At 41.8% G+C, this 14932-nt stretch carries 9 protein-coding genes; 6 read left to right on the forward strand and 3 right to left on the reverse strand.

Annotated elements, in window-relative coordinates; all coding sequences use genetic code 11:
• Positions 1-222: 222 nt before the first annotated feature.
• The 4 genes from ORI98_RS05415 to ORI98_RS05430 all read left to right on the forward strand — a co-directional run bounded on the left by ORI98_RS05415 (position 223) and on the right by ORI98_RS05430 (position 7866).
• A complete protein-coding gene (locus ORI98_RS05415; protein ID WP_261299892.1) occupies positions 223-2415 on the forward strand; it encodes an OmcA/MtrC family decaheme c-type cytochrome in 2193 nt (730 codons plus the stop codon).
• A 243-nt stretch (positions 2416-2658) separates the two neighbouring features.
• Entirely contained in the window at positions 2659-4677 is a 2019-nt protein-coding gene (locus tag ORI98_RS05420) for an OmcA/MtrC family decaheme c-type cytochrome (RefSeq protein ID WP_371931122.1), read from the forward strand.
• Positions 4678-4818: 141 nt separating this feature from the next.
• Entirely contained in the window at positions 4819-5766 is a 948-nt protein-coding gene (locus tag ORI98_RS05425; RefSeq protein WP_371931124.1) for a DmsE family decaheme c-type cytochrome, read from the forward strand.
• Positions 5767-5778: 12 nt separating this feature from the next.
• On the forward strand, positions 5779-7866 hold the full coding sequence (locus tag ORI98_RS05430; RefSeq protein WP_261299895.1) for an MtrB/PioB family decaheme-associated outer membrane protein: 2088 nt from the start codon (positions 5779-5781) through the stop codon (positions 7864-7866).
• Positions 7867-8022: 156 nt separating this feature from the next.
• On the opposite strand, the gene ORI98_RS05435 is transcribed toward ORI98_RS05430, so the two are convergent.
• Positions 8023-8550, reverse strand: a complete 528-nt coding sequence (locus ORI98_RS05435) for a tRNA-uridine aminocarboxypropyltransferase (RefSeq protein WP_261299896.1) — start codon at positions 8548-8550, stop codon at positions 8023-8025.
• Between the two features lie 335 nt (positions 8551-8885).
• On the opposite strand from ORI98_RS05435, the gene ORI98_RS05440 reads away from it, so the two are divergent.
• Positions 8886-9434 carry a hypothetical protein gene (locus ORI98_RS05440; RefSeq protein WP_306134551.1) on the forward strand — a complete coding sequence of 183 codons (549 nt, stop codon included), beginning with the start codon at positions 8886-8888 and terminating at the stop codon, positions 9432-9434.
• Between the two features lie 91 nt (positions 9435-9525).
• Positions 9526-10995: a capsule assembly Wzi family protein gene (locus ORI98_RS05445; protein ID WP_261299898.1), complete on the forward strand. Its 1470-nt coding sequence runs from the start codon at positions 9526-9528 to the stop codon at positions 10993-10995.
• Between the two features lie 48 nt (positions 10996-11043).
• Here ORI98_RS05445 and ORI98_RS05450 read toward each other — a convergent pair whose 3' ends face one another.
• Together ORI98_RS05450 and ORI98_RS05455 are read right to left on the reverse strand one after the other, a co-directional pair.
• Complete coding sequence (locus ORI98_RS05450) at positions 11044-11385, reverse strand: hypothetical protein (RefSeq protein WP_261299899.1); 342 nt, start codon at positions 11383-11385, stop codon at positions 11044-11046.
• Between the two features lie 279 nt (positions 11386-11664).
• Complete coding sequence (locus tag ORI98_RS05455; RefSeq protein ID WP_306134552.1) at positions 11665-14883, reverse strand: DEAD/DEAH box helicase; 3219 nt, start codon at positions 14881-14883, stop codon at positions 11665-11667.
• Positions 14884-14932: the final 49 nt, after the last annotated feature.

Raw genomic sequence — 14932 nt, forward strand, 5'->3', positions numbered from 1 at the left:
TATCTTTACAAATAAACAGTTTAGTTAAGTAAAAAATTAACATGAAACATCAACATCATAGTTAAAGCGCTACTACTAAAGGAATAGATGGACATAGTTCACAACTCTCGCGTCCTCTCGCTGAACAAGAGTAAGAGGTTAGTTAAACTGTCTATGGGTTAAAACCAAACACTTTTGGATGAACTACAACTTAAAGTGATTATTATATTGCAGGGAAATATGATGAAACGATTCAATTTTAATACGACAGCAAAAGCTGTATTTAGTGCAGGGATTTTATCTTTTGCACTAGCTGGGTGTGGTAGCGATGGTAAAGATGGCGAAGATGGTCCTGATGGCCCAATTAGTCTTTCGGTCGGAAAAGCATCAAGTTTACACGTTACAATTAACAATACAGATATCACCGATGGCGTAATAAAAGTTAACTTTACACTCGAAGATGCGAATGGTGTAGCGATTACCGACCTTGATACTTACCCTGGAGTCGACACCTTGGGTTTAGGTATTGCTAAACTTGTCCCACAAAAAGGCAAAGGCTACAAAACGCCACAATGGGTAAACTACAACAACAAGGTCGTTGTTCCAGTTCAAGCTGAAATTCCACCAGGATATGAAGATAAAGCAGGCACTAAGATTCAAGCAACAATTGAGTCAAGCTGTAAACAAGACTGTTTAACGAGTGAAGCACCTGGACAATATTCTTATACGTTCAACCTTAACTTAAATAACTTAGAGCCAATCGAAGGTTTAGATCTTACTTACGATGAAACCTTAACACACCGTGTAACGATGGAATTAAGAGCAGATCAAAACACTAACAAACTAGTCAATACTCACTTTGATTTTGCCCCAACGACGGGTGAAGCTGTTAGTGAAGAAGAAAGCCGAATTGTTAACTCTCTTGAACAATCATGCTTACGTTGTCACAGCGATGATTATGATCATGCTTGGGCACCAAAACTAATTCTTCATGGCGATAAGCGATTTGCATTAGAAAATTGTCAAGTATGCCACACTAGCTATTCAGCTGACCCAGAAACTGGCAGCCCAATTGACTTTGCTTACATGGCGCACAAAATCCATAAAAGCGATTATCTGATAGCTGGATATAAAGGTAGTGTGCATGATTATTCTAAAGTGACCTTCCCTGCCGATCTATATGATTGTCAAGCGTGTCACCAAGATACTGAGCAAAGCCCACCAGATACCGATAACTTTAAGCACCATACAGCATTAGCATGTGGATCATGCCACTCTGGCTCAACTGATCCTGCACAAATCAAAAGTGACATGCATGAAAAGTATATGGGAGCAACTGATTGTTCGACATGTCATGCTGATCAAGGTACTCCTGGTGCAGCCCACCACTTTACAGATGCAGTAGCCAAACAAAATGCACAAGATAGTTACAGCGCAAGTTTAGTCGCGAAGAGTGTCAGCTACGATATGGCTAAACAAGAGCTAAGCTTTGACATTAAGGTTATAGACACTAACGAAAAAAGTGTCACGAGCCCTGATTTAGATGCAAGACTATCGCAAAGTAATTTAATGCTTGGTTTCGGTAATAATGATGATTTTGAATTGGGTTACAAAAAAGTTGAGTTACTAAAACAAACTCCAACCAGCTCGAATGAAGGTTTATTCAGTTATGTTGTTTCAGGAATGGATTTAACAGCTGACGCCACTCTTCCTTCAACTGCAGTGATTACCACTAAAATGTGTGTAGACCGAGATACCTTACAAGGTGTTGTTTGCGGTTCAGGCACTGACGAAGCAAGAAGTCCAGCTACTATTGTTGGTGAAATAGTACCATTTGACTTATCTGGAACAGAAAATGTAACTGCACGTCGTCAAGTTGTCAGCAACGAGACATGTGCAAACTGTCATGATGGCAAGTACTTATCTAAGTTTGGCGGAACCAAAATTAAACATGATGGTTCTTACACAAACTTTGAGGGTGAATGTCAAATGTGTCATAACGCGACTTACTCTAGAGGCAGTAGCAAAACAATAGTCGAACATATTGATTTTAAAGTTCGCATTCATGCCTTACACGCAAATAAGCGTGACGGCCAAGAAGCTGGTGGCGAAGATAGAATCACCTTCCCTTCTCACTATGGTAATTGTGCTACGTGCCATGATAAAGGCCAATTAAGCATGAAAAATCTTGGTGAAGTTCCAGCAACTCAAACTACAGACCCAGAGTTAGGCCGAGTAGAATTCTCGCCTACTGCAGCAACTTGTGTCAGCTGTCATGGTGTCAAAGAGTCCATTGTTGCGCATATTCGCTCTGAAGGTGGTGCTGCAAATGATCCTGTAGGTACTTATGTCCCTGGCTCAGAAACCTGTGCGACTTGTCACGCTGAAGGCAAAGCCTTTGGTGTAGATAAAGTTCACCCTGTTATTTTTAAATAACAGTTTACTAGAGAGGAGACATTGTCTCCTCTCTAGCATTTCTAAGTACCCCTTTAGGAATAGTTAGAACAGAGTCACACATTCACCGTAGGGTTAAAGATTTTTTAACTCAGGTGCAGTAACCTTATTGATAGGAATACATTTTCCAACATTGACTTAGCTGAATAATAAGCTCCATTTAGGTGCACCTTGCAGAGGAAACTGCCAGTTAAGATAATGTTTTACCTTTGCAGGGAAAATATGATGAATACAAAATACTCAAAAATTGCGCTGTTATTAGCAACAGCCACCTCTATGACGCTTGCCGGTTGTGGTGGTGATGATGGTAAACCGGGTAACCCTGGCAATCCAGGTGGTGAACCCGCTGAAGCTATTCAAGTACTAAATCTTGATGTTACCAATGTAACTTATGACAACGGTATGCCAACTGTAACCGTTTTCGCAACCAATGAAGAAGACATTCCTGTTATTGGTTTACAGGATTTAGGCATTGTTGCAGCTCAACTTACCCCAATGGGCGCCACGGGTGCTGGTAATAGTGCGCAGTGGACAAGAACAGCAAGGGCTTCTGGTACAAGTAGCTATACCGACAATAAAAATGGTGAATACACTTTTACCCTTAAACTTGACTATTATAACCAAGAATTAACCCAAAGATTTAATGTATATGCGGGTGGTATCGGGTCAACTCTTGTTGATGGTGTTACAGCAGTTCCCCGTCGTGAAATTGTTAAAGACTTTGATGGTGAAGGCTATGAAGCCATTTATACCAAAAATATTGTCTCTCACGAAACCTGTACAGCTTGTCACGCAGAAGACAAACCATTAACAAGAAGACACAGTAGCTATTACACACAAGAAACTTGTGCAACCTGTCATAGCAGCTCAATGGATACCGAGAAACAGTGGAACCACTTAGTTCACAATATTCACAACGCTTCTAAATCATTTGAAAGTAAGGGTGAATTATATGATGGCGTCGCTGCTGAAAAGTTAATTCAAAACAACTGTCAAACTTGTCACGTTGAATCTGAAGAGTTAACTGAATGGGGTAACTGGACACGTATTCCAACCATGGAAACCTGTACAAGTTGTCACACTAATATCGACTTTAAAGCCGGTAAAGGTCACTCTCAACAATTAGATAACTCAAACTGTATCGCATGTCATAACGCCTCTTGGACAGAAGAACTTCATACTGGTGATTTTGTTCAGAAGAAAGCGCTTATTAATGCATATGACATCAGTGTTGAGTCAAACATTGATTCAACAACCAAAGCGGCAACAATTTCAGTCCAAGCTGTCGATGCCAATGGTGTTAAGATTGATTTAGAAACACTATTGCCAATGATTCAACGTTTTGAAATTGTAACGAACGTGGGGCCAAACAATGTGACTTTGGGATATTATGGAAAAGACTCCCAAGAGCCAATTAAAAATGGTTCATTCATTGAGGGCAGCACTGCTGCATTTGACAACGGTAAGTTAGTTTATACCACGAGCAAAGATCTTAAACTGGGTGCAGAAGGAAGCGACAACGAAACGGCATTTAGCTTTGTTGGCTGGTCATTGTGTTCTGAAAATGGCGAGTTTGTCGAATGCTCTAAAGTTGTTAAAGATGAGAATATGGATACCTCATATGATGGTAAGAAATTCTTAAATGCTAATTTCTACACCGCAATGAAATCTGACTTAGCCTTCGCCACACTATCTGGCCAAGCTCCTTCTATGCGTCATATAGATTCCGTTAACTTTAGCGCATGTGCAACTTGCCATACTCCAGAGTTTGAAATCCACAAGGGCCAGCAACACGCAGGTTTTGTGATGACAGATCTACTTTCTCACACGAACGATGCAGATGGCCAACCTATTATTGGTGTTGATGCTTGTGTTGCTTGTCACACCCCTGATGGCACTTATGCGTCTGGCGCAAATCAAGGTGCTTTCGAAATGAAGCTTCATAGTGTTCATGGCGAGCAAGGAATCATTAAAGATTGTACTCAGTGTCATAATGACTTCAATCTTGATGCTTTCAAAGTAAAAGGGGCGTTAGCCACTGCCGGTGGTGGCGATAGTTACACCACCCCTATCACAGCAACCTGTGCTTCTTGTCATGGTTTTGATGAAATCAAAGCTCACGCAGAAGGACAAGGCGGGGTAGTTAACGGCTCAAAAGCTGCCGCCAACGATGCAGCACAGCTAGAAACTTGTTTCTTCTGTCACGCACCGACCATTGAAAATCACACCAAAATAAAAATGTAATTTGCCCATAGGGAGAAGTCCAAAGCTTCTCCCTGTTTCTTGGCAACGCGCTTTTTAGATACACAAAGCGCTTTTATGGACAAATTAGGAAGTCTACTAATGAAGACAAAAAACAGAACCAATTCAATATTTGCAGGATTAATGTCAGCCGCCGTGTTAATGGTCGGTTTGGCAATGCCTGCACATGCTGCTAAATGGGATGAAAAAATGTCGCCTGCGGAAGTAGAAGCGACATTAGACACCAAGTTTGCAGAAGGCAAATACTCACCTAAAGGTGCTGACTCTTGTTTAATGTGTCACAAACGTTCAGAAAAGGTCATGGATCTATTCAAAGGCGTGCATGGGGCAATTGATTCAAGTAAAAGCCCAATGGCTGGCTTACAATGTGAAGCCTGTCATGGTCCTCAAGGTTCACACAACAAAGGTGGTAAAGAGCCGATGATCGCCTTCGGCCCTAACTCTACCCTGCCAGCAGACAAGCAAAATAGTGTTTGTATGAGTTGTCACCTAGATGACAAACGTATGTCTTGGAACACCAGCCATCATGACAATGCTGATGTGGCCTGTGCTTCTTGTCACAGTGTTCATACCGCTAAAGATCCGGTGCTGTCTAAGCAAACGGAAATGGAAGTGTGTACAAGCTGTCATACTAAGCAAAAAACCGATATGAATAAGCGTTCTAGTCATCCAATGAAGTGGAATCAAATGACCTGTAGTGATTGTCATAACCCACACGGAAGCCTAGCTGATGCTGATTTAATTAAACCTAGCGTAAATGAAACCTGTTACGAATGTCATACTGAAAAACGTGGCCCTAAACTGTGGGAGCACGCGCCAGTAACAGAAAATTGTGTTAGCTGCCATAACCCACACGGTAGTGTGAATGATGGCATGTTAAAAACACGTGCGCCGCAGCTGTGTCAGCAATGTCATGCCAGCGATGGCCATGCTAGCAATGCCTATTTAGGCAACACTGGTATGGGCTCGAATGTTGGAGACAACGCATTTACCGGTGGCCGCAGTTGTTTAAACTGTCATAGCCAAGTGCATGGTTCAAACCATCCATCAGGTAAGCTATTACAGCGCTAGGGAGTTAACACTATGAAATATAAATTAAACTTAATCACCCTAGCCCTACTTGCCCCTGCCAGTTTTATGGCTACGGCTGGCGGATATGGGTTAGCCAACGCTAATACTGAAAATGTGAAATTTTCAGCCTGGTCTTGTAAAGGCTGTGCGGTAGAGTCTGGCACAACGGGCAGTGTTGGCATTGGTGTAGGTTACAACAGCGAAGACGATATCAAGTCGGCTAATGCTTTTAAAACGGCAAATGAAGTTGCTGGAAAATTCGATGCTGATATTCAATATCGTGGCGACAATGGTTATAGAGCAAATATAGAAGCTACTGATATTGGCATGGATAATGGTCGTGCTGATATTAATGTAGGCAAGTTAGGAACTTATAACCTTAACTTTAACTATCGCTCCATTGCCAGCTATACATCTAATACTGCTCTAACACCTTATCAAGGTGTTGGTGGTAATGATTTAACCTTACCTGATAACTGGGTCACTGCGGGCGCTAGCTCTCAAATGCCCATGTTGTATTCAAGTTTGAATCCATTTGAATTGTCACTTAACCGTGAAAGAGCGGGTTTAGGAATTGAATATCAAACTGAATCGATTTTCACCACGTTTGTTAATTTTCAACGTGAAGAGAAAACCGGAGTTAAGCAAGCGTCGGGTAGCTTCTTTAACCAGTCAATGATGCTTGCTGAACCGGTAGATTACACAACCGATACGCTTGAAGCCGGCATTAAATTAAAAGGTGACAATTGGTTTACTAGCTTAAATTACAATGGTTCATCATTTAAAAATGACAATAATCAACTGAGTTACGACAACGCGTTTAACCCAACATTTGGTGCTCAAACCCGCGGTTATATGGCACTTGATCCTGATAATGAAGCGCACACAGTGTCATTGATGGGACAATTCAATGACTCAGTTACTGCTGTTTCTGGCCGATTAATGGTAGGTAAAATGACCCAAGACCAAGAGTTTGTTACATCTGGTTATGGTTACCAACTGCCAACTGAATCATTAGATGCAAGCGTTGATCTAACAGGGATGAACTTAAAGGCTGTAACTAAAATCAGCCGCAGCTTTAGAGTGAATGGCAGTTACGATTACAGCGATCGCCAGAACAACACTCAAGTTGAAGAATGGACCCAAATCAGCATCAACAATGTCAATGGTCAGGTGGCTTATAACACGCCATATGATCACACATCGCATAGAGCGAAACTTGGCGCTGATTACCGTATCAATTACGGTTTAAAGTTAGACGGCGGTTACGAGTTTAAACGTGATGAACGTAGTTACCAAGACCGCGAAATCACTGATGAGAACAACCTTTGGGCTCGAATTCGTGTCAACAGTTTTGAAAACTGGGACATGTGGGTTAAAGGCAGTTATGGTCAACGTGACGGTTCTGACTATGATGTCTCTGAATGGACATCTAAAGAGCAAAATCAATTATTGCGTAAATACTACCTTGCTGACAGAGACAGAAGTCAAGTTGAAGCGCGTGTAAGTCATACCCCAATTGATGAGCTAACTATCGACGTAGGTGTGCGCTATGCACTTGATGACTACAAAAATACCGAAATCGGCTTAACTGAATCTAAAGACACTAGTTATGATGCAAATCTAAGCTATATGTTTTCTGCAGATGTTATGTTGAATGCTTTCTACAATCATCAAACAATCAATTCAGATCAATCAGGCAGCAGCAATTTTGCCACTGCGACATGGCAAGCTGAAATTGAAGATAAGATTGATGTCATGGGCGCTGGGTTAAGTTACAACAACTTAATGGATAGTCGTTTACGTTTAGGCTTAGATTATACTTACTCTAAATCTGACAGTAATACCCAGGTAAGACAGGGCATTACCGGTGATTACGGTGATTATTTTGCCAAAGTGCATAATGTTAACCTGTATGCACAATATCAAGCTACTGACAAAATGGGTCTACGTTTAGACTACAAAATTGAAAAGTATTTAGATAACGATGCCGCTAACGATATCGCCCCAGATGGTATATGGAATGTGGTTGGTTTTGGCAGCAATAGCCATGACTATACAGCACACATGATCATGCTAAGCATGAGTTACAAACTCTAACTCATAGGCTTAACCCCTATCAAGCCGGTATCTTTGTTAAAAAGATACCGGCTTTTTTGTAAAGCTCTTGCATTACACCACCAGTTAACACTATATTAACAAATGAATTATCTTGTGATTGAAAATTGGGCACAGGGAACTTGCCCAGTTTTATTTTCAAGCCTTATTATTTCTACCTTCTAGATTAAAAGTGCCCCAATGAGTCATTAATTCGTCCGCCAATGGTGCTTGACCAGCATAGGCTAATAACAAGCCAACGCATTCTGCTGTACACAGTCCGCCGTCGATTTGGTTTCTACGTAGCCGAAAGCTAGACTTGATTGAATGGGATAAATTAACCTTTGTCAGTGAGTGCAAATAAGCACTGCGATTGTATATTTTGCGGGCTTCCTGCCATGTTGCATCAATAATGACTAAGTGTTCAAATTCAGCCAATGCCGCTTTATTATTCTCTCCAATACAAACCTGTCTAGGCTGGCCGCCCTCCCCTTTTTCACTAGACTCTAACTCAGGAAATAACAAACCAACTTTCGCTTGTTGAATCAAGCTTAATAACGCCCCATCAGGGTTCACTCTATCCCATATGATTCGACTTGCCGCAAATCCCAACACATCAATAACCAGCTGGCCTGTATTGGACTTTCTATCAAGTTCCCGTTGATGTGTCAGTAAAATAATCTTCATTCAATCCTAGCTGAGCATTTTTTCGAAATGAGTTGTGCAGACGCTTGTCGCCAGTGGCTTCAAAGCGAGGCTTAAAATATATCGTTATTCTACATCAACAAGTGATAACGCAGAACAATGCCGCGACATATGCAGAGCGATAAATGTTTCAAGAAATAGCACAAACGTTGAATTGTTGTGACATTGGCATTGCCAGCCGAATGAAGTTGTAAAGATAGCGTTAGCAATAGGCTGTGAGACGATTTTTTAATCTGGTTTATCAAATTACTTGGTTAAAATCATCAGTAGATTTTAGGTTGATATTTCAATTTTTCTCCACTTTTAAGGTGCCCATAATGCATGCCATTTCAGCTCAAGGTTCATCTGTTACTGCAAATCCACGTTTAAGTGCTTATAACCTTACTCAAAAAGTAGAACCTACAGAAAATCAACCTAACCACACTGCGCAGCCTAAGCGTTTGGTTAATACCACAACAAATACCTCAACTTCGGTATCAATTAGTCCTCAAGCTCATACTTTGCTGGCTGCAGAGCAATCTAAAGTGCAATCCACACCCTATGTTGATATGGATGCTAAGCCGACTGCTGAAAACTCAATTGAAACCACAAAACCTGCGCCAATTAAAGATAATGAAAAACTAGACAATTATGTGCAGTTCAAGAAAGCCCAAATGAAATATCAAATCTATGCTGATATGGCCAATATTTCTTCTGGCAATAGTGGCTCAATCAAGCCTGCAACTGCATATTATTTATCTAACAATGAAGATGCTAGGGCATTTACTGTAAATAGCATGACTCGCAACCATCAGGTAGCTATGCTAAATACCTATGCTGAAACAACAAAATCAGCTAAAAACCAGGCAATTAATACCAAGACATAGTCAACGACCTCTCGTCATGAGCTAACCATTTATTATCGCAATTTAACCGTTAAATCGAATTTACAACATCAAAGCTTAATTAGGAAAATTAATGAAGTTATTACCATTGGCAGGGATTGCTGTTCTATCCAGCTTTAGCGCTCAAGCAGCTTGGTGGATAGAACCAACAGACCTATCTTTACGCGCCGACATTCAACTTTTATCAGATAATGGCATCATTATTCAGCCCATCACCACCTACCCATTAATGTGGGCCGGCATTAAAAGTGACCTCGATAACTTCGACATTGCCTCGTTAACGGGTGCGCAAACTGATGCCTATCAAAGAGTCATCGCCGCTTATCAAAAAGATCACCAAGGCCTGAACATCTCTGCCGGTTTTAATGGTGCAAACGATCGTGCTCGCTTCGTCGGTTTTGGCAATGATTACCGTGACAAGGCTGAAGCTGAAGTTAAGGTGGAAGTCACCCAAGATTGGTTTAGTGGCCGACTGGCTGCTAGCTATCACCACGATTCGATTGACGGAAACACCAGTCGATTAGATGACAGCTTTGCCGCTGTAATGCTAGGTAATTGGATTGTTTCCGCTGGTGCAGTACAAAAGTATTGGGGCCCCAGTTGGGACACAGGCTTGATACAAACAAATAATGCACGACCATTACCCGGCATGACCTTTTCTAGAAACAATAGCCAAGCATTTGATACCCCTTGGTTAAGCTGGGCTGGCCCTTGGACATTTACCACCAGCTTCAGTCATATGGAAAGCGAACGTCATGTTGCTAATGCGCGCCATTGGGGTGCAAGAGGTACACTACGCCCAATATCCAAACTTGAGATTGGCGCATCTTGGACCATGCAGTGGGGGGGCGATGGCTACGGTAATAGCCTGTCAGACTGGTGGGATGGCTTATTCAATGGCGGCATGGATGAAGGTGAAATAGAGAACGGCCAAGAAAACATGTTAGCGGGTTATGACTTCAGATGGTCTGATACTGCATTTGGTATTCCCTACGGTGTATATTATGAACGTACCCATGAAGATTACCATAATGGGAAAAATAAACTGATCAATGCCGCTAACATGGGCGGTGTTGATTTTTATATCGCGCAGCTGTCAACGCGCTTTTTTCTCGAATACTCTGATACCAAGGTTGCTTGTGGGATAGACCCTCAAATATACAACTGCCTCTATGAACATGGATTTTATCAGTCTGGATATCGCTATTACGGAAGAAGTTTAGGCAGCACTTATGATAATGACTCTGAAACACTTGTCGTAGGGGCTATTACCCAACTCGATAATCAGCAAACCCTGAGCACTAAATTGCGTTGGTTAAGGTTAAATGTCGATGGTTCAGACAGCAACCCACAGGTAGGTGGAAATCCGGTTTCACCGGGAAGATATGAAAGAGTCTACCAACTCGATACCAGCTATCATCGTCCATTGTTTGCAGGAAAGCTGAAATTAGGTGGCACAGTAGGTTACAGTGAATACCCACAAACATTGGATAGTAGCCAATGGGAAACAACAGTTTATGCTGGCTGGCAACGGGATTTTTAGGCCCAAATATTAGTATTTGATCTTGCCTGCACCCCGTGCAGGCAAGCTTTAATGCTGTAACCGTTCATCAATAAAAGTGCACCAAGCGTCGGTGTTTCGCTTAGGTACGGTAAGATCGCCTCTTAAACCTAACTTAAATTCAATCACACTTTGCCACTCATCACTGCCTAAATCAGGCCCATGGCCCTGACCATCACCAGAGAGTAATTGTTTTTCAACCTGCTGATACCAAACATCAGAGCAATTAATCACTATCGGCTGCTGACTTTGTACTACAGCCACTTCAGGATGGGATTGCGAGTTATCACACCCGCTCACCAATAAAGACATTGAAAACAGCAAACCGAATGGCAAAGCCACTTTAAGCAACACACTGTTTATTTTTTGCATATTGTGCTCCCATCAACCGCATACTTGTAATCACATAAAATATGCATGATGACATTTTTAAGGATACCATCTTGATTAAAAGATAAGATTAGCAGGTTTCATTCACCACTAGGCTTATTAATGCAAGCTTTGCCTTTGTGTAGAAACCCGTTCAATTAACCTTTGCTTGCACTTTGACCGCTATAGCGACAATACGACCAAGCAGCATTAACTTTCTATGTTTACATCTTGTATTAAGCTTGTATCGTAAATCATGATTAGCAACAACTTAGCTTGACGTTAGCTCAACAAGGCTAATAGGTCGTCAGCACTGCCTTTCCATGGGCCTTGTTGCCCATCAGACAAAATCGCATCCGCTAAACCTTGTTTATGCTGCTGCATCGCCTGAATTTTCTCTTCAACAGTCCCCTCTGCAATCAGCTTATAAACGAATACAGGGTTTTGCTGACCAATACGATACGCTCGGTCAGTTGCCTGACGCTCAGCAGCAGGATTCCACCAAGGATCATAATGTATGACAGTATCTGCAGCAGTTAAGTTCAGTCCGGTGCCACCCGCCTTTAAACTAATTAAAAATACCGCATTGTCGCCCTCTTGAAAGGCATCGATTTGGTTTTGGCGCTGCTTTGTTTGTCCCGTTAACTTACTAAACGGAATATCTAACGCATTTAGCTCTTGCTCGATAAGAGTAAGCATTGAAGTAAACTGACTAAAAATCAGCACTTTTCGGCCTTCTTCTAGCATTTCAGGCAAGTTTTGCACCAACCAGTTTAACTTGGCATTGTCTGTTACCTTTTGGGCTTGCTCAAGTTTGACCAAGCGAGGATCACAACAGGCTTGGCGCAGTTTAAGCAACGCATCTAAAAACTCAATATGACTACTCGACACGCCTTTTTTAGCAAATAATTCTCGTAGTTTTTTCTCCATCACCAGACGAATGGATTCGTATAAGTTACGTTGATCTTTCTCCAGTTCAAGCGATTGGATAATTTCAGTTTTTTCGGGTAACTCAGCTACAACTTGTTTTTTAGTGCGCCTCAACATGAACGGCGAAATACGCTGATTTAACAGTATTGATTTCTCTAAATCGGCTTGCTTTTCAATCGGACCACGAAACTCTTTATTAAAGTAGGTGTGTTGCCCCAGTAAACCCGGTAAACAAAAATCCATTAGCGACTTTAATTCACCTAAATGGTTCTCTAACGGCGTGCCGGACAAACACAATCTAAAGCGCGCTTTCAAGGTTTTGATGACTTGGGTGACTTTAGCCTGAGCATTTTTAATTTGCTGGGCTTCATCTAATATAATGTGTTCAAAAACATGCTCGTGATAAATGTCTTCATCCCGCATAATCAGCGGATAGGTTGTGACTATCACATCGTATTCTTCAAGCTTTGCCAGCCACTGATGACGTTGACTGCCGTGGATCACAACAACCTTGAGGCTTGGGGTAAATTTTTCGGCTTCTTTTTGCCAGTTACCCACTAAACTTGTTGGGCAAATAATTAAACTAGGTTTGCGCTCACTAACCTGCGTTTGTTGTTTTACATACAATAAAAAAGCTAACGCCTGAATGGTTTTACCCAGCCCCATATCATCGGCCAAAATACCGCCAAGCTGATACTCTTTCAAAAAACACAGCCAATCAACGCCCTGTTTTTGGTAATCACGCAGAGTTGCATTTAAGCCGTCAGGTAAAATAATGGGGGTAATGCCATTAAAAGAAGCCAGTTTACTTGCAAGTAATCGCACCCGCTCACCATTCAGTAACCGCACTTCACTGGCACTAAGATCATTCAACAAATGAGCTCGATTACGTGGAATTTGAATCGCATCGGATGAATGACGATTAAACAACTCCTGGATCACAGAAATAAGCGGCTTAATGGACTTAGCTTTAATTTTGATAAACCGCCCGTTATCGCTAGGTAAAATGAGCTCTTGTTCATCATCGGGTTCGCCGTGTTGCTGTAACCACCGTGCGACCAATGCTAATAACGAAATACGTTGGCCATCAATATCGGCATTTAGTGACAATGAAAACCAGCCAGACTCATCTTCATCATCCAAATCCACATCAAGCTCGGCATCGATGATGTTAAGATCAAAGTCACTATCAAAACGCACTACAAATCCACGCTCGATAAGATCATCCGCACCTTCAGTAGACAATTCAGACCAAGCAATAATGGCATCGGGCAATAAGCCTTGGGTTAAAAAGAAGCGTTGTGCCTGGCTCATATCCACCAGCTCAGTTGCCACCCGAGTCAAGCCCATTTCATGCAATAATGCTAACTGTTGTACTTCAATATCGACTTGACGATGCACCTGATACTGCACATTGCCTTTTTTCAATAAACTGATGCGCTCAAACTGTTCACTGGCATCAAAACGGATATCGCCATAGCAAAACTCCACACGAATAGCGGGTTGCTTACTGATGCTATCACTGCGATTGATCAGACCAAATGTGAGGCGAGTTTCTACAGCCTGGTTTATTTCTTTAAATTCAATTTCATTAGGAATAGGCACTATTTTCGAAGGAAAATGCTTTAACAGTGCATGGCTGATGGTATCCAGTTTGGTTTTGGGTACTGGAGGCATTTTCTGTAACAGACTTAAACGCCCTACCGAAAGATCGGTATCGATCCTCCCCAGCTTTAAATAATCCAACTCGATAAATAATGGCGGCTCAGTGGCGATAAACTCCCAGTTTTCAAGCCCTGGCATAGTCATTTGCATCTGAGTATGGTTTTTATCCATATCCGCCCAAATGAACTCAGGCGCTACACCTGCGCACTCTTCTAAAGGAAAACGATTATCTTCCCAAAATGCCACTTGAGCATGCATCATTTTCATCAATGCAAGGTAGCCAATCTCACCCTCTAAATAAACTTTGTTTCCCTGCAAATTATTAGCAAACAATAGCCCAATAATTTGTTTATCTTCAGGGCCTATCCACCAGGGAAGATGCACACGCAACTCACTGATGGTTTGTTTACTGCCGCGGTTATATAAGCCTTTTTTATTCAGTTTGCTGCTTTTTAACTCAACATACACACCTTGAGGATCGCTTGATAGACAATAAATGATTCTATCCGGTACTGAGTCATCATCTTGTTTATTCTGGGTAGTATCTAATTGAGTCAGCTGGGTTAACCACTGAGAGATCCGCTGTTCTTCTACCGGCTTGTTGTCTATTAACGCTAATAACGCAGCGGCAACATGCTTACAGTCGCGCCTAACAGGGCAAGTGCAGTAAGAGCGCATAATCACTTTGTGGTTCACATTCACTAAGCTGATATCTTGGCGGTAAGGATCTTCTACCGCGCCTTGAGTGTATGCCTCAATATTATGATTATCATGGCTGGCGGTAACCTCTAACACTCGCCCCTGGATCAAGTAGTTTTGTGCTTTTTGCATTTGCGTGGCAGTAAACAACTTAGCCAATAAGTCATGAGATAGCTTGATAGGAAGGTTAAACAGTTTAGCCGACATTCATTACATCCAAGTGCGCCGCTGACAATCATCAAAATAGCAGCAAAAA

This window comes from Shewanella sp. ULN5, assembly GCF_030731885.1.
Taxonomy (GTDB): domain Bacteria; phylum Pseudomonadota; class Gammaproteobacteria; order Enterobacterales; family Shewanellaceae; genus Shewanella; species Shewanella holmiensis.